The organism is Streptosporangium becharense (assembly GCF_014204985.1).
Lineage (GTDB): Bacteria > Actinomycetota > Actinomycetes > Streptosporangiales > Streptosporangiaceae > Streptosporangium > Streptosporangium becharense.
In genome coordinates this window covers 4,612,396-4,628,522 of the sequence record NZ_JACHMP010000001.1, presented here as the reverse complement: position 1 = coordinate 4,628,522, position 16,127 = coordinate 4,612,396, and the positions used below count along the sequence as shown (strand labels likewise).

13 protein-coding genes and 1 tRNA gene are annotated in these 16,127 nt (G+C 70.7%); all 14 read right to left on the bottom strand.

Annotated elements, in window-relative coordinates:
* Positions 1 to 15: 15 nt before the first annotated feature.
* Positions 16 to 426 (bottom strand): PPOX class F420-dependent oxidoreductase, encoded by a 411-nt coding sequence (locus F4562_RS20480; RefSeq protein WP_184544789.1) that lies wholly within the window; start codon positions 424 to 426, stop codon positions 16 to 18.
* 68 nt (positions 427 to 494) lie between these two features.
* Positions 495 to 722, bottom strand: a complete 228-nt coding sequence (locus tag F4562_RS20475) for a DUF4287 domain-containing protein (RefSeq protein WP_184545132.1) — start codon at positions 720 to 722, stop codon at positions 495 to 497.
* A 185-nt stretch (positions 723 to 907) separates the two neighbouring features.
* Positions 908 to 1,687 (bottom strand): Bax inhibitor-1/YccA family protein, encoded by a 780-nt coding sequence (locus F4562_RS20470; RefSeq protein ID WP_184544787.1) that lies wholly within the window; start codon positions 1,685 to 1,687, stop codon positions 908 to 910.
* Between the two features lie 518 nt (positions 1,688 to 2,205).
* Positions 2,206 to 2,278 (bottom strand) — tRNA-Leu (locus F4562_RS20465).
* Positions 2,279 to 3,013: 735 nt separating this feature from the next.
* Entirely contained in the window at positions 3,014 to 4,330 is a 1,317-nt protein-coding gene (locus F4562_RS20460; RefSeq protein WP_184544785.1) for an NAD(P)/FAD-dependent oxidoreductase, read from the bottom strand.
* A gap of 174 nt (positions 4,331 to 4,504) precedes the next feature.
* Positions 4,505 to 5,305, bottom strand: a complete 801-nt coding sequence (locus tag F4562_RS20455) for a uracil-DNA glycosylase (protein ID WP_184544782.1) — start codon at positions 5,303 to 5,305, stop codon at positions 4,505 to 4,507.
* A gap of 418 nt (positions 5,306 to 5,723) precedes the next feature.
* Positions 5,724 to 6,785, bottom strand: coding sequence for a hypothetical protein (locus F4562_RS20450; RefSeq protein WP_184854785.1), 1,062 nt, complete (start codon positions 6,783 to 6,785; stop codon positions 5,724 to 5,726).
* Positions 6,786 to 7,017: 232 nt separating this feature from the next.
* The gene (locus F4562_RS20445; protein WP_184544778.1) at positions 7,018 to 7,977 is read right to left on the bottom strand and encodes a Ppx/GppA phosphatase family protein; all 960 of its coding nucleotides are present in this window, start codon (positions 7,975 to 7,977) and stop codon (positions 7,018 to 7,020) included.
* Positions 7,974 to 8,528, bottom strand: coding sequence for a DUF501 domain-containing protein (locus F4562_RS20440; protein WP_184544776.1), 555 nt, complete (start codon positions 8,526 to 8,528; stop codon positions 7,974 to 7,976). The genes F4562_RS20445 and F4562_RS20440 overlap by 4 nt, the downstream gene beginning before the upstream one ends.
* 40 nt (positions 8,529 to 8,568) lie before the next feature.
* Positions 8,569 to 8,982: an FtsB family cell division protein gene (locus F4562_RS20435; RefSeq protein WP_184544774.1), complete on the bottom strand. Its 414-nt coding sequence runs from the start codon at positions 8,980 to 8,982 to the stop codon at positions 8,569 to 8,571.
* A 314-nt stretch (positions 8,983 to 9,296) separates the two neighbouring features.
* Complete coding sequence (eno, locus tag F4562_RS20430) at positions 9,297 to 10,574, bottom strand: phosphopyruvate hydratase (protein WP_184544772.1); 1,278 nt, start codon at positions 10,572 to 10,574, stop codon at positions 9,297 to 9,299.
* A 255-nt stretch (positions 10,575 to 10,829) separates the two neighbouring features.
* Positions 10,830 to 11,768, bottom strand: a complete 939-nt coding sequence (locus tag F4562_RS20425; protein ID WP_184544770.1) for a nucleoside triphosphate pyrophosphohydrolase — start codon at positions 11,766 to 11,768, stop codon at positions 10,830 to 10,832.
* Positions 11,769 to 11,778: 10 nt separating this feature from the next.
* On the bottom strand, positions 11,779 to 12,408 hold the full coding sequence (locus tag F4562_RS20420; protein ID WP_184544768.1) for a SurA N-terminal domain-containing protein: 630 nt from the start codon (positions 12,406 to 12,408) through the stop codon (positions 11,779 to 11,781).
* Between the two features lie 27 nt (positions 12,409 to 12,435).
* Positions 12,436 to 16,080 carry a transcription-repair coupling factor gene (mfd, locus tag F4562_RS20415; protein WP_184544766.1) on the bottom strand — a complete coding sequence of 1,215 codons (3,645 nt, stop codon included), beginning with the start codon at positions 16,078 to 16,080 and terminating at the stop codon, positions 12,436 to 12,438.
* Positions 16,081 to 16,127 lie beyond the last annotated feature (47 nt).

The window sequence follows — 16,127 nt, the reverse complement described above, 5'->3', positions numbered from 1 at the left end:
TCCCCCGGCCGGCGGTCAGCCGTGGACGTCGGGACCGGCACGGGTGATCTCGATCCTCACGATCACCCGCCGGTCCCGTTCCATGGCGGCCCGGTAGTCGTCCCAGTCGGGATGCTCGCCGGAGATGTCGCGGTAGTAGTCGACCAGGGGCTCCATCGCCTCGGGCAGCGAGACGACCTCCGCGACGCCCTCGATCTGGACCCACGGCCCGAAGAAGGCGTCGGTCGTCACGCAGAGCGTCACCTTCGGGTCCCGGCGCAGGTTGCGAACCTTCACCGCGGTCTCCCGGGTGCTGACGACCGCCTTCCCCGAGGCGTCCACCCCCACGGTGACGGGTGAGAGCTGCGGACGCCCGTCGGCGTGCCGGGTCAGCATGACCGCCCGATGGTTGTCACGGAGGAAAGCCCTCGCCTGGTCAAGATCCATGCTTCCATCATGCCCACGCACGACGAAGCCCGCACCACCGGAGCGGCGCGGGCTTGTGACTGGACGGCTTACAGGTGACGGGTACGACGGTGCCGCTCGTGCTCGTGCACGATCGCGGCGGCGTAGCCGTGGGACAGCCCGTGCTCGTCGGCGAGCCAGTTGGCGCGCTCTTCACAACGAAGGAAAGCCGGGCCGTTGTCGATGGCTTGGAACCACTCTGGGAGTGCGCGTCCCGTGATGTCCGGGACTCTGGCGATCAGCTTGTTCTGCGTCTCCAGCGAGTGGTTCAACGACATGAGCACCTCCACGGATAGGCTCCTTTGCTCGACAGTGCATCACGAATGCGCAGATAGCAAGCCCTCGGGAGCTCTCTTCCGGCGCGGTTCGCCGACAGCCTGTCGCCTTGTGTTCACCGGCGTGCCCGCTCTCGGACATGAGAAACCCCGCCCGGACAGGCTCCGGGCGGGGTTCGTCGTATGTCCTAGTCGTTGCTTGTGAAGTAGCTCAGGAAGCGCAGGATCTCCAGGTAGATCCAGACCAGGGTGACGGTCAGGCCGAAGGCCATCAGCCACGAGTACTTCTCCGGAGCACCGGCCCGGACCCCGCGCTCGACCTCGTCGAAGTCGAGGAGCAGGAAGAAGCACCCGACCAGGATGGCGGCGACGCTGAAGACGTAGGCCAGCGGGCCACCCGAGCGGATGCCGATGCCGTCCTCGATGAAGAAGCCGGCGAGCAGGTTGACCAGCGCCAGGCCCATCAGGGCCAGGGCCGCGGCCACGACGAACTTGGTGAACTTCGGCGTGACCCGGACGATGCGCAGGGCGTACACCGTCAGCATCGCGCCGAAGGCCAGCGCGGTGCCGACCACCGCCTGGAAGACGATGCCGTTGTACAGATCGTTGTACACGTGGCTGATCACACCGACGGCCACACCGTAGGCGACCGAGTAGCCGAGGATCAGCACCGGGTTGGTGCTCTGCTTGAACGAGACGATCAGGCCCAGCACCAGGCCGACGAGCACACCGGCGATCATCGCGGCCATGCCCAGGTTGAGCACCCAGGCCACCGCTGCGGACACGACCAGCGTGCCCAGGGTGATGAAGCCGCGCACGACCACGTCGTCGATCGTCATCGTCCGCTGCGCGGGCGGCGCGTAGGACGGCGCGTCGTACATGCCCTGAAGATCACTGGGCGTCGGAGCCGGCCCCCAGGCCTGGTGGCCCTTGGCTTGCCGGCTGAATACGGGGTTCTTACTCTCCATCGCTGCCTCCACGCTGCGACCTATGCGATCAGCGTATTCGATAGGTTGTCACACGGCCGTATCGTGCTGATATCTAAGTTGTCCAAGCGGTCGCACGGCTACCGCCGCTGTCGTCAACGAACGGCCCGCACATCTGGTTCCCGGTTTCCGTGCCCTGTGCGCCGACCTCCCGGCGGAGCGGCACCGGGACGTCCGGCCCTCGCCTGAGCGGCACCGGGACCGGTCATGGACACCGTCACGGCGACATCGGCGACCACGGTGGCGGACACCGTCACGGCGACGCCGGCGATCACAGTGACGGTGATCACAGCGACGGCGGCGGATGGGGCAGGCCGGTCAAGGAGAGCATCCGCCGCCCGCCGGAAAACGCCGCCAAGGCGGGGGACCTGTCCGTATTCGTCCCACTCCTCATGGTTACTGTTTTATACCAGGCACTCCCACAATCGACACCGTGCCGAAACCCGGCTGTTCCCATATTTCCACTGGTCACAGGCCGGGCCGTTAAATAGGCAATCCTGTGCCCCCGGAGGGACTCGAACCCTCACTCGAACCCTTTTAAGGGGTTTGCCTCTGCCATTGGGCTACGGGGGCGCCGCAATCATACGTAACGAATCACTCATACGTAACTGTTCAAGCCCTCCATCCCATGACTCTCTTCGCCAATCCGCGGACCGTCCGCACTCCGGCGACCCGGTCAAGGAATAGCACACCACCGAGATGGTCAAGTTGACGCCGGAGACGGCGGGCCCCCGAAAGCGTGGGCTCGGGTGGTGAGAGGATCACCGGTGCCGGAGCGTTCACCGTGGACGGCACCGGGAACGCCGTCCCGGAAACCATCCGGAACGCGACATGTGAGCCGACGGCGCATCATCTGCGGCGTCCGGCGATCACCCCGGCCCCCGCGACGTCGGCGGCGCCCGCGAGCGGATTCCGGCGGAAGACGGGGACGGGGCGGAAAGCGACCGTGACGCCCCCTCCGGCGTGCGGACGGACCGGGGCGGGAAAAGGTACCGGCGAAGAACCGCCGCCGGTCCACGCCGCCTACGGGGCCGCCGAACGCGCGCCACGGCGGCGGGCGAACCGGTCACGGAGGCGGGCGAACCGGTCACGGAGGCGGCCACGCGCGGCCCCGGGTTCGCGCGCACGTCCCGGGGAGGCCGGGTGCGCCTCGGCGACCGCGCCGGCCGGCTCGCCACCGGCACCGTCAGCGCGGGTGGAAACCGCCACGGCCCCGCCCCCGGTGGACCGGGAACGGGGCCGTGGACACGGGGATCGGCGGCGGGGCCGGACGAGACTCCGGCCACCGCTCACCCCGAGACCGGGGACTCAGGTCGTCGCCGCGGCCTTGAACTCCGCCCGCGGCGCTTCGATCTCCCCGAGCGAGACGGTCTCCCGCTTGAAGAAAAGCGCCAGCGTCCAGTCCGCCATCACGCGAACCTTGCGATTCAACGTAGGCACCCGCGACAAATGGTAGGTGCGGTGCATGAACCACGCGGGAATTCCCCGCAGCTTGATCCCGTAGACGTTGGCCACCCCCTTGTGGAGGCCCAGTCCCGCCACCGACCCGACATACTTGTGGCGGTAGTCGACCAGCTCCTTACCGTGAAGCCGGCGGGTGATGTTGTCGGCGAGCACCTTCGCCTGCCGGACGGCGTGCTGGGCGTTGGGTGCGCAGTACTGGCCCGGGTTGGTCACGTCGGGCACCCCGGCCACGTCGCCGGCCGAGAAGGCGTCCTCGACCCCGGCCACGGTGAGACGGGTCGTCGTCTTGATCCGGCCGCGCTCGTCCAAGGGCAGGTCACCCGCGTTGACGACCTGGCTGGCCTTGACGCCGGCGGTCCACACGATGGTGGCCGACTCGAACTCCTCACCGTCGGAGAGCTTGACCAGGCCGCCCTCGCAGGACTCCAGCCGGGTGTTCATCTTGACCTCGATGCCGCGCTCGCGCAGCTGCTCGGCGGTCCACTTGCCCATCTCGGGGCCGACCTCGGGGAGGATGCGGTCGGTGGCTTCGACGAGGACCCAGCGCAAGTCCTCACGCTTGACGTTGTGGTAGTAGCGGACGGCGTCGGTCGCCATGTCCTCCAGCTCGGCCAGCGCCTCGATGCCCGCGAAGCCACCACCGACCACCACGAAGGTCAGGGCTCGCCTGCGCAGGGCCTCGTCCTCGTCGCTCTCGGCGCGGTCGAGCAGTCCCAGCACCCGGTTGCGCAGCGCGATCGCCTCACCGACCGTCTTGAAGCCGATGGCGGCGTCGGCCAGCCCGGGGATGGGGAGGGTACGCGAGACCGAACCCGCGGCCATGACCACGATGTCGTACTCGATCTCGTGCGGGGTGCCCACGTTGGGTGCGAAGTCGAGGGTCTTGGCGGCGTGGTTCACCTTGGTGACCTTGCCGTTGAGGATGGTCGCCTTCTTCAGGACCCGGCGGAGCGGGACCACCACGTGCCGGGGCGACAGGTTGCCCGCCGCGGCCTCGGGGAGGAAGGGCTGGTAGGTCATGTGGGATTCGGGGGTCAGGACGGTGATTCGCACGGTTCCGTCACGCAGCTCCTTACGGAGCGTGTGCTGGAGGCGCAGCACGGTGTAGAGGCCGACGTAGCCTCCGCCGACGACCACGATGTGCTTGGAGTTGCGATCCACGACGACGTCATCCTTCGGTAGGTTCGAGGCTTGTGAAACCTTTCACAAGCATACGTCCGAGCCTCCGCTCACACCAGGGGGCGAACCAGCAAATCGCTCGGAACTTCCGCTACCAGCTAGAAACACCTTCGTTTACTGCGAGAATTCCTGCCGATCTTCTCTTTGTGATCGAGTTCACAAGCTCCGAAGCGCGTTTGCCCTGCTGAAGAGGGTGTCGAGCATCTCGGCCGTCACCCGACCGGTGAAGGTGTTCTGCTGGCTGGGGTGGTAACAACCGAGCAGATGCACTCTCCGCCCGTCCTGCCAGGTCAGCGGCACTTCGACGCCGTGTCCGAAGGCCGGGCGGGGCCGCGGCGGCGCACACCCGGCCTCCTGCAACGCCGGCCAGAGCGCCTGCCAGGCGAAGCCGCCCAGCGCGACCACCACGCGCAGGCTCCCCGCGACGAGCGCGATCTCCCGGGACAGCCACGGGGAGCAGGCGGCCCGCTCCGCGGGGTCGGGCTTGTTGGCGGGCGGGGCACACCTGACGGCGGCCACCATCCGCGCGCCGATGAGACGCTGGCCGTCGTCGGCCCGGACGCTGGTCTCCCGCGCGGCCAGGCCCGTGCGGTACAGGGAGGCGAACAGCCAGTCGCCGCTCCTGTCCCCGGTGAAGATGCGACCGGTCCGGTTGCCGCCGTGCGCCGCCGGAGCCAGGCCCACGATGAGGACCTCCGGCTCCTCCTCGCCCCATCCGGGGATGGGCCGCCCCCAGTAGGTCTCCGTGGCGAACGCCCGCCGCTTGACCGTCGCGACCTCCTCCCGCCACTCCACCAGCCGTGGACAGGCCCGGCAGACCGACTGCGCGGCGGTGAGCTCGGCGAGCGAGCGGCTCGCCTCCGCCAGCTCCCGCACCCCGGCGGGATCACGGGCGACGGGCGTGCCGGATGAGGCCGGGTCCCCGGGCCATCCGGATCCGGGTGGGACGCAGGTCATCGACTACCTCCAGCGTGGGGGCCCGGGTCCGGGCCGGGGAGGGAAAGCGGCACGATACCGTACGGCGACGCGGCGGGGTCCCGACGCCGGAGGGGCAGGGCGGGCGTCCGGCTCCGGGCGGCGGCGGGGACGTCCGCGAGTTGACCGTGCTGTCCGGCGCGTCCGGCTCCGGGCGGCACATCCGGCGCGTCCGGCTCCGGGCGGCACATCCGGCGCGTCCGGCTCCGGGCGGCACGTCCGGCACGTCCGGCATGTCGGACTCCGGACCGCGGCGGGGACGTCCGGCCCGGCTCCGGGCGGCGGCGGGGCCCGGTCGCCGCCGGAAAAGCCGCAGGCGGCGCCCGCCGGATGCGGACGCCGCCTGTCCTTCAGCTGTGACGACCCCGGGCGCCGGACGCCCGGGGCGGGATCCCGGTTCCTAGGCCGCCGTCTCGGTGTCGGCCGGGGCCGGCGCCGGAGCGGGCGCCGGGGTCTTGCAGGTCACCTCGGCCTTGACGGCTCCGGTGGTGGAGCCGTCGTACAGCTCGATCGCCCGCGAGGCGTTCCCGGACGCCGAGGCGGTCCAGGAGTCGCTCACGATCTGGCGCTGCGGGCCGTGGCCGGTGAAGTAGACGCTCTCCCAGCTGCCCGGGACACCGTCACGGATCCAGCGGTACTTCACCCGGGTGTCGCCGTGCGAGACGCCGATCGTGCCGGTGAAGGTCCGCGTGACCGGGCAGGTGCCCTCGTAGGCGGAGGGGGCGTCGACCGAGGCCGAGACCTTCGGCGTGGTGTCCTTGCACCAGATCTTGAAGTAGGCCCGGTTGGAGGAGTTCTCGACGGGGTCGACGATCTGCAGGGCGGCCCAGCCCCGGAAGTCGTCGCGGGGCTTGAACACGTGGACGACCTTGCGCGAGCCGTTGACGCGGACGGCGTCGCTGTCGACGACGTGGCCGTTGACGACCCACTGGTAGCGCACCCAGCGGGAGCTGGAGGCGGTGATGCGGCCGATCAGCGCAGCCTCGCAGTTGCCCTCGTCGACCCAGACCGTGGCGCCGATGCCGGGCTGGACGACCTCGTGCCCGCCGTCGTTCCCGCCGTCGTGCCCGCCGCCGTCGCAGGAGACCGCGAAGCGGCCCTTGCCGGAGGTGGCGCCGCGCGGGGCCAGGACCTGGACGGCCTGCCAACCCTTGACGTCACCCTTGAAGGTGCCCTTGTCCTTGACGGTGAAGCTCTTGACACCCTTGCCGCGGAAGGTGAAGGTCTTGACCTTGCCCTTCGACCCGTCCCCGTACAGCCAGCGGTAGGCGACCGTGGTCTTGCCCGCGACGGCCTTCACCTTGATCTTCGAGGAGAAGGTCACATTGACGGGGCAGTCACCCTTGTACTTCGAGGGGGACGCCTTGGGGGTGCCGACCGACACCGCGGGCTTCGGCTTGGCGGCGGAGGCCGCCGACCCGGTCGCCGCGGCCGCGGGCGTGGCCAGTAGCCCCGTCGCCATCGTGGCCAGCATGGCCGCGCCGGCTCCCGCCGCGGCTAGCTTTCTCGCTAGTCCGGATTTCATGAGGGGTTGCTCCGTTCGAGTGGGAGACATAAGAGCGCCCCAGGAGACGGTTGCCGCCCCGACCTCAGCCGTGCCGGGCTACGGCAAAGCCTCACTAAAGCGCCTTTACCTAACCATAGAACGCAAGCGCCGCTCAATACCGCTTAATCGGGCGATTGTCCAGATTCAGTTAACGCTTCGCGACGGACCAGGCGATACCGTCGAGAATGTCACGCTCGCTGGCGACCACCTCTCCAAATCCGTAACGCGTCATGACACGGTCCAGAATGAGAGCCCCCGCCCCGATGACGTCGGCCCTGCCGGGATGCATGACGGGAATCGCGGTTCGCTGCCCGACGGTCATTCCCAGCAGACGCTCGGTGACATCGTGCACGTCATGCGCCGCGATTCGCGCGTGGTGGATTTTCTTCGGGTCGTATTCCGGCAGGTTGAGCGCCATTCCCACCACGGTCGTGACGGAGCCGGCGAGTCCGACCAGGGTCAACGCCCGCTCCACCGGAACTTCGGCGGCGACGCGGTCCAGCGCGTCGTCGATGTCGGCGATCACCGCCTCGACCGCCTCGGCCGCCGGCGGGTCACCCGCGTCACGCAGGTGCCGCTCGGTCAGCCGGACGCACCCGATGTCGACCGACAGCGCGGCCTCGACATGCGTCGAGCCGAGCACGAACTCGGTCGAGCCGCCACCGATGTCGACCACCAGGTACGGCGGGCGGGTGCCGTCGGGGGTGGGGAGGCCGGTCTCGAACGAGAACCGGACCAGATCGTGGGTGGCGCCGACGAACGACAGCTCGGCCTCCTCGGCACCCGTGATCACCTCGGGCTCCACCCCGAAGATCTCGCGGACGCCGTCCGTGAACTCCTGCCGGTTGGCGGCGTCGCGTGTCGCGCTGGTGGCCACCACACGGACCGCGCCGGCGCCGTGGCGGTCGATGAGCTCGGCGTAGCCGCGCATCGCGGCGAACGTCCGCTCCAGCGCCTCGGGAGCCAGCCTGCCGGTCTTGTCGACCCCCTGCCCCAGGCGGACGATCTCCATCCGCCGCTCGACGTCGGTCAGCCTGTCGTGGCCGATGTCGGCGATGAGCAGGCGGACGGAATTGGTGCCACAGTCGATCGCGGCGACACGGGTCACGTGGTCTCCTTCGAGGGTTCGGCGCTCGTGGTCTGGGTGGGGTCGTCCGGCTCCCCGGCCCGGCAGCAGGGGCCCGTGGCCCACCACTCGCCGATCGCGTCGAGCGCCTCGCGGCCGAAGGGGTTGACGCCGGGCACCGCGAGCTCGTGACCGACCAGGGCGTGCAGGCACTTGACCCGGGTGGGCATGCCGCCCGCGCTCTGCATGTCACGCGGCAGCGGCTCCAGGCCCTCCTCCGCGGCGGCCTTGTCGCGGCGCGCGACGTAGTCGTCGTGGGCGGCCCGGTACGCCTCGGCCAGCTCCGGATCGTCGGCGAGCCTGGCCTGCATGTCGCGCATCATCCCCGACGTCTCCAGCCTGCCGATGGCCGATGCGGCCTTCGGGCAGGTCAGGTAGAAGGTCGTGGGGAAGGGTGACCCGTCGGACAGCCGCGGAGAGGTCTCCACGACGTCAGGCAGCCCGCACGGGCAGCGGTGCGCCACCGCGCGCAGTCCTCGCGGCGTCCGGCCGAGCTGCCGCCCCACCGCCGCCACGTCGCGATCATCCACCATTCGTGACACCCCCTGAAAGACGACATCCAGGGTATCGGCGTCACCCGGCGGCCTTGGCCGCCTTCTGCCCCGTACCGCTGTCGGCGGCCCTGACCGAGTCCCACAGCGTCGCGTACCACGGCGGTCTGACCGCGGCCTTCTTCGGGGCACCCGCGGTGCCCTTGCCCGGCGCGGGCGGCCTGCCCATGACGACGTAGCACTTCTGGCCGGGATCGCAGTAGAACAACCGCTCCCGGGCCTGGCGCTTGATGTAGCCGGGATCCTGGAGCTGCTTGTGGCGGTCGTCCAGGACCTTGATCGCCGCCTGTTCCCTGGCCTTCTCCTGCTCCAGCTGCGCGATCTGGCGGCGCTGGGCGATGTACTCCCGGATCGGATAGGCCAGGCTCATCGCGATCGCGCACACCACGACCGCGAGGACCGCGGCCCGTCCCGTCAGCTGCGGCCGTTTCGCCACGCACCCTCCCCGTCCACGTTCCGGCGGTGCCGTCTCCCGTGCCCGCTACGGCGGCCCCGACACCGGAGGACGGCGGATCGTCCGCGGACTCCGGCGGCACCCGACCGCGTTCGCCCGCGACGCGGCTTACGCCCGGAATCGGACGCAAGCCGCGAGACGAAACTACCGCCGCGAGCGTGGGAAGAGCGCGCGACCCGCGTGACGGGCCGGACGACGACCCGTGTGACGGGCCGTGTGGCGGTCCGTGTGGCGGTCCGTGTGACGGGTCACGTGACGACCCGGCCGACGGGCCACGTGACGACCCGGGTGACCCTCTAGCGCCGGAAGCGCGGGAAGGCGGCGCGTCCCGCGTAACGGGCCGCGTCGTCGAGCTCCTCCTCGATGCGGAGCAGTTGGTTGTACTTGGCCACGCGGTCGGAGCGGGCCGGAGCACCGGTCTTGATCTGGCCGCAGTTGGTGGCCACCGCGAGGTCGGCGATCGTGGTGTCCTCGGTCTCGCCGGAACGGTGGCTCATCATGCAGCGGTAGCCGCTGCGGTGCGCCAGGTCGACGGCGTCGAGGGTCTCGGTGAGGGTGCCGATCTGGTTGACCTTGACCAGCAACGCGTTGGCGGTGCCCTCGGCGATGCCGCGGCCCAGCCGCGCGGGGTTGGTCACGAACAGGTCGTCGCCGACGAGCTGGACCTTGTCGCCGAGGGCCGTGGTGATGGCCTTCCAGCCCTCCCAGTCCTCCTCGTTCAGCGGGTCCTCGATGGAGACGAGCGGGTAGTTCGCGACCAGGTCCTCGTAGAAGGCGATCAGCTCGGTGGCGGACAGGCCCTTGCCGTCGATGGTGTAGACGCCGTCGGAGTGGAACTCCGAGGCGGCCACGTCGAGCGCCAGGGCGACGTCGTCGCCGGGCACGTAACCGGCCTTCTCGATCGCGACCAGGATGAGGTCCAGCGCGTCGCGGTTGGACGGCAGGTTCGGCGCGAAGCCGCCCTCGTCGCCGAGACCCGTGGCGTAGCCCTTCTCCTTCAGCACCGACTTCAGGGCGTGGTAGACCTCGGTGCCCATCCGCACGGCCTCGCGGAACGACTCCGCCCCGATCGGGGCGATCATGAACTCCTGGATGTCGACGTTGGTGTCGGCGTGCGCGCCACCGTTCAGGATGTTCATCATCGGCACCGGGAGCACGTGCGCGTTGGGCCCGCCGACGTAGCGGAACAGCGGCAGCTCCGCGCTCTGCGCGGCGGCCCTGGCCACGGCCAGCGAGACGCCCAGGATGGCGTTGGCGCCCAGGCGCTCCTTGTTGGGCGTGCCGTCCAGGTCGATCATGACCTGGTCGATGCTGCGCTGCTCGGCGGCGTCGAACCCGATGATCTCCTCGGCGATCTCGTCGGTGACCCCGAGGACGGCCTTCTCCACGCCCTTGCCGCCGTAACGTCCGTCACCGTCGCGCAGCTCGACGGCCTCGAACTGGCCGGTGGACGCGCCGCTGGGAACCGCGGCGCGGCCCTGGCTGCCGTCGTCCAGGAGGATCTCGACCTCGACGGTCGGGTTGCCCCGGGAGTCAAGGATCTCGCGGGCGGTGACACCCTCGATGGAAGCCACGAAGCGCTCCTAAGGTCGCAGGACGGTATGCCTCAGCAGCCTATCGAGACCTACTTACCGGTACTGCGAGGGGCACCTCCCGCGGCGGCCGGCCGGGCCGGTGACCGGGCCACCGGCCCGCCGGGCGGCGTCGGCCCGCCAAACGGCCGTCAGCTCACCGGACGGCTGTCAGGCCCACCGGGCGGCCATCGTCGGCCCACGACCGTCAGGCCGTCAGGCCCGCCGGGCGGCCGTCGTCGGGCCGTCGGAAGACCGTCAGGCATCCCGGACGCGGTCGCGGTAGGCGCGGGCGACGGCGCGCAGCTCGGCCTCCGGGTCGAGGCCGGCTTCGTGCGCCTGGCGGACGAGCTCGAAGAGCCGGGCGCCGAGACCGTCGGCGGGGATGCCCTCGGGCAGGCCGGTGGACGCCCCGGCACGCTCGGCGCGGCGCAGGAGCTGGGCGGCGAGGGACAGCGCGGGCTGCCCCATCGGGACGCCGTCGACGGCGGAACCCGGGTCGCCGCCGTTCTTGGCGGCGCGCTCGGCCGCCTTGATGGTCTCCCAGTTGGCGCTGACCTCGCCCGCGTCCTCGACCTCGGTGTCGGCGAAGACGTGCGGGTGGCGGCGGACGAGCTTGGCGACGATCCCGTCCGCCACGTCGTCGACGTCGAACCCGTCGGGCCGGTCGCGGGCGACCCGCGCGTGGAAGGCGACCTGCAGCAACAGGTCGCCCAGTTCCTCGCGGAGCGCCGCGTGGTCGCCCTCCTCGATGGTCTCCAGCACCTCGTACGCCTCTTCGATGAGGTACGGGGCCAGCGACTCGTGGGTCTGCCGGGCGTCCCACGGGCAGTTGACCCGCAGCCGGTCCATCACCGCCACCAGGTCGAGCAGCCGTGCCCCGGGTAGGTCGTAGGAGCCCGGCACGACCTCGATCACCGGCGGGTCGTCGAGCGCCACCGCGGCGTGGCCGATGGAACGCATCAGCGCCTCGTCGGCCTCCAGCCACACGACGGTCGCCTCGCGGGCCTCACGGGCCAGCGCGGCGGGGTCGGGGGTGACCACCTCGACCTCGACGCCGGCCTCGGCGAGGTAGGGCAGCAGCGGATGGCCTGCGGAGCCGGTGCGGACCGGCCCCTCCTCCAGGACCTGCCAGGCGCGGCGGCTGAGCAGCCCCGGGGCGACCCGGGGCGAGGTGGTGACGACGATCAGCGGCATGGCGCCGAGGCTACTGCGGCTGCGCAGCGGCCCCGGCGGCGGGGAGCTTGCCGAACCGGTCGTTGTCCAGGAAGAGCTGCGGCTGCTGCTCGCTCCGCTGCTCGTTGAACGTGCCGTAGCGGGGGTTCCAGACGACCTTCACCGCCTGCAGGTCCTGGGCCGCCTGCACCTGGCCGCGCTGGACCGCGGCGTCGTCGGCACCGCCGCCGTACTTGGCGATGAGCTTGTTGAACATCAGGTTGGACCTGACGACCTCGCGGATCCGCGAGGGTGCGATGGCCTGCTGGACCATCCGCTGCTCGAACGCCGCCTGCCCCCCGGCGGCGGCGATCACCTGATCGACCTCCCCCTCGGTGGCCGTCATGCCCTTGCTCTCCGCGGCCTTGGCGGTCCGCTTCATGGTGACGAGCTGGAAGAGCACCGCCTGCGGGACGCTGCCGGGGAAGTTCAGCTGCGAGGCGGAGATGTTGGCCTTGGCCAGCGCCGCCTCGTACTCCTGCACGTTCCGGTCCAGCTCGCTGGAGGTGATCCGCTCCCCGGCCACGATGGCCGCGGAACCCGCCTGGTTCGGAGAGCAGGCGGTCAGCGCGACTCCCGCGGCGGCGACCGCCAGGATGACGCGCACTCGAGTCGACTTCACATGCGTTCCCTTCACGACAAACGCCGCTTACTTTACCTGCACGCCTTCGAGGAACATGGCCTCGACGAGGTCGCCGCACCACTTGAGCAGATCCAGGTCCCGCAGCGGCTGGCCGCCGAGGGGCCGGGTCTTGGGCACCGGCACCAGCAACGTACCGGCCGCCTGCTTCAGCAGCGCCTTCGGGTACAGCCGCTGGAGCCTGACCTGCTGGGAGTCCTTCAGCTCCACCGGCGCGAACCGGATGTTCTGCCCCTGGAGCGTGACGTCGCTCAGCCCTGCCTTCCGAGCCCGGATGCGGAAGCGGGCCACCTCCAGGAGGTTCTCGACCTCCTGCGGCGGACGGCCGTAGCGGTCGGCGAGCTCGTCGCGCACCGCGCCGATGTCGGAGTCGGAGCCGATCGCGGCGATCCGCTTGTACGCCTCCAGGCGCAACCGCTCGGAGGTGACGTAGTCGTGCGGGATGTGCGCGTTGATCGGCAGCTCGACTCTGACCTCGGGCCGCTCCTCCTCCTGCTGGTCGCCCGAGAGCCTGGCCTTCTGCTCCTGCACGGCCTCGGCCATCATGCGCACGTACAGGTCGAAGCCGACACCCGCGATGAAGCCCGACTGCTCGGCGCCGAGGATGTTGCCCGCGCCGCGGATCTCCAGGTCCTTCATCGCCACGTACATGCCCGCACCCATCTCGGTGTGCTGGGAGATGGTGGCCAGACGCTCGTGGGCGGTCTCGGTGAGCGGCTTCTCCGGCGGGTAGAGGAAGTAGGCGTAGCCGCGCTCCCGGCCCCGGCCGACCCGCCCGCGCAGCTGGTGCAGCTGGGACAGGCCGTAGTTGTCGGCCCGGTCGACGATCAGGGTGTTGGCGTTGGGGACGTCCAGGCCCGACTCGACGATCGTGGTGGAGACGAGCACGTCGTACTCACGTTCCCAGAAGCCCACCATGATCTTCTCCAGCTGGTGCTCCTGCATCTGGCCGTGCGCGACGGCAACCCTGGCCTCGGGGACGAGCCCGCGGAGCGTCGCGGCGACCTTGTTGATGCTGGCGACCCGGTTGTGGACGAAGAAGACCTGCCCGTCACGCATCAGCTCGCGGCGGATCGCGGCGCCGATCTGCTTCTCGTCGTACGGGCCGACGAAGGTGAGGATCGGGTGCCGCTCCTCCGGCGGGGTCAGGATCGTCGACATCTCTCGGATGCCGGTGAGGCCCATCTCCAGGGTGCGCGGGATGGGGGTGGCGGACATGGCCAGCACGTCGACCTGCGTCCGCAGGTGCTTCATGGCCTCCTTGTGCTCGACGCCGAACCGCTGCTCCTCGTCGATGATGATCAGGCCCAGGTCCTTGAACCTGATCTCGGGCGAGAACAGCCGGTGCGTGCCGATCACCACGTCGACCGAGCCCTCGCGCAGCCCCTCCACGGTCGCCTTGACCTCGGCGTCGGTCTGGAAGCGCGACAACGGCCTGACGTTCAGCGGGAACCCGGAGAAACGCTCGGCGAAGGTCGACAGGTGCTGCTGGACCAGCAAGGTGGTCGGCACCAGGACGGCGACCTGCTTGCCGTCCTGCACGGCTTTGAAGGCCGCCCGCACCGCGATCTCGGTCTTGCCGTAGCCGACGTCGCCGCAGATCAGCCGGTCCATCGGGACCGGGCGCTCCATGTCGCGCTTGACCTCGTCGATGGCCTCCAGCTGGTCGGCCGTCTCGGCGTACGGGAAGGCGTCCTCCATCTCCCGCTGCCAGGGGGAGTCGGGCGCGAACGCGTGCCCGGGGGAGGCCATGCGCGCGGAGTAGAGGCGGATGAGCTCGCCGGCGATCTCCTTGACGGCCTTGCGCGCCTTGCTCTTGGCCTTGGCCCAGTCGGCGCCGCCCATCCGGTTCAGCGTGGGCGCCTCGCCGCCGACGTAACGGGTGACCTCGTCGAGCTGGTCGGTGGGCACGTAGAGCCGGTCGCCCTTGGCGTACTCGATGACCAGGTACTCGCGGGTGGCGCCTTGGACGGTCCGCTGGACCATCTCGACGTAGCGGCCCACGCCGTGCTGCTCGTGCACCACGTGGTCGCCGACCTTGAGCTGGAGCGGGTCGACCATGTTGCGGCGCCGGGACGGCAGGCGCCGCATGTCCTTGGTGGACGCCTTCTGGCCGACCAGGTCGAGGTGGGTCAGGACGGCCAGGGTGGGGGTGACGAAGCCGTGCTCGATCAGGCCGGTGGTGACGTGGACGACCTTCGGGTCGGGCACGCGGTCCAGGCCCGGCTCCAGCCGCGCCGGCAGGTCGACGCCCCTGAGCAGCTCGACCATGCGCTCGGCGGGCCCGTGGCCCTCGCTGAGCAGGACGACGACCTTGTCCTCGTCGAGCCAGCCCTTGATGTCGGACAGTGCCCGCTGGGTGTCACCGCGGTACGCCTCCGCCTCACGTGCCCCCAGGACGATCGGGCCGCCGGGTCCGCCGTCCGCGTCTCCGCCGTCACCCGCGGCGCCCGGAAGGCCCACGCCCGCGACCCCGCCGGGGCCGTCGCCCGCGGCATCCGGAAGGCCCGCGTCCGGATCCGCGCCGGAGGCGCCCGCGGCGAACGGCGCGATCGACCACCAGGGCCGGCCGAGCTCGCGCGCGTGGTCGCGGACCTCCTCCAGGGTCCGGAACGCCGCCGCCCCCAGGTCGATCGGCGCCTCCCCGCCGGACGCCGCGTTGATCCAGGACGCCTCGAGGAACTCCTGGCTGGTCCGCACCAGCTCGTCGGCTCGCCCGCGGATGCGCTCCGGGTCGCACACGAAGACCGCCGAGCGCTCCGGCAGGTGGTCGATCAGCAGGTCCATCTCCCCGGCGAGCACCGGGGCGAACGCCTCCATGCCCTCCACCGGGATGCCGTCGGCCAGCTGCTGGAGGATCTCCGCCAGCGACGGATGGCGCTCGGCCAGCTCACTCGCCCTGCGCCTGACGTCGTCGGTCAGCAGCAGTTCCCGGCAGGGGGCGGCGAACAGGCCGCCCTCGGCCACCTCCAGCGAGCGCTGGTCGGCGACCTTGAACCAGCGGATCTCCTCCACGGTGTCGCCCCAGAACTCCAGCCGCAGCGGGTGCTCCTCGGTGGGCGGGAAGACGTCGAGCAGGCCGCCCCTGACCGCGACCTCGCCGCGCTTCTCCACCATGTCGACCCGGTGGTAGCCGTTCTCCACAAGGCTGTGGACGACCCCGTCGAGGTCGGCGTCGTCCCCGGCGCGCAGCCGCACCGGCCGCAGGTCGCCCAGACCCCGCACGATCGGCTGGAGCAACGCCCTGATCGGCGCGACGATCACATTCAGCGGGCCCGCGGCGGCGTCTCCCGGCACCGGGTGGGACAGCCTGCGCAGCACGGCCAGCCGCTGGCCGACGGTGTCGCTGCGCGGCGACAGGCGCTCGTGCGGCAGCGTCTCCCAGGCGGGGAAGACGGCCACCGTGCTGTCGTCCAGCAGGCTCGTGAGCGCCGCGGCCAGGTCTTCCGCCTCACGCCCGGTGGCGGTCACCGCGAGCACCGTCCCGCCCGTCCCTCGGGCGCCCCGCCCGGCCAGTGCGGCCACCGCGAAGGGCCGCAACGCGGGCGGCGCCACCAACGCCACGTCGGACAGGTCGCCTCCGCGTGCGTCCCGCAGCACGGAAGCCAGCCTCGGCTCGGCAACGACAAGGTCAAGAAGACCGGAAAGGCTCATCAGAATCGCCCACAGCCCCACGACGGCAACACGACAGGCCCCCGGCC

Coding starts and splice junctions, on each gene's coding strand:
- F4562_RS20480 (WP_184544789.1), bottom strand. CDS start 426: ATGGATCTTGACCAGGCGAGGGCTTTCCTCCGTGACAACCATCGGGCG.
- F4562_RS20475 (WP_184545132.1), bottom strand. CDS start 722: ATGTCGTTGAACCACTCGCTGGAGACGCAGAACAAGCTGATCGCCAGA.
- F4562_RS20470 (WP_184544787.1), bottom strand. CDS start 1,687: ATGGAGAGTAAGAACCCCGTATTCAGCCGGCAAGCCAAGGGCCACCAG.
- F4562_RS20455 (WP_184544782.1), bottom strand. CDS start 5,305: ATGACCTGCGTCCCACCCGGATCCGGATGGCCCGGGGACCCGGCCTCA.
- F4562_RS20450 (WP_184854785.1), bottom strand. CDS start 6,785: ATGGCGACGGGGCTACTGGCCACGCCCGCGGCCGCGGCGACCGGGTCG.
- F4562_RS20440 (WP_184544776.1), bottom strand. CDS start 8,528: ATGGTGGATGATCGCGACGTGGCGGCGGTGGGGCGGCAGCTCGGCCGG.
- F4562_RS20425 (WP_184544770.1), bottom strand. CDS start 11,768: ATGCCGCTGATCGTCGTCACCACCTCGCCCCGGGTCGCCCCGGGGCTG.
- mfd (WP_184544766.1), bottom strand. CDS start 16,080: ATGAGCCTTTCCGGTCTTCTTGACCTTGTCGTTGCCGAGCCGAGGCTG.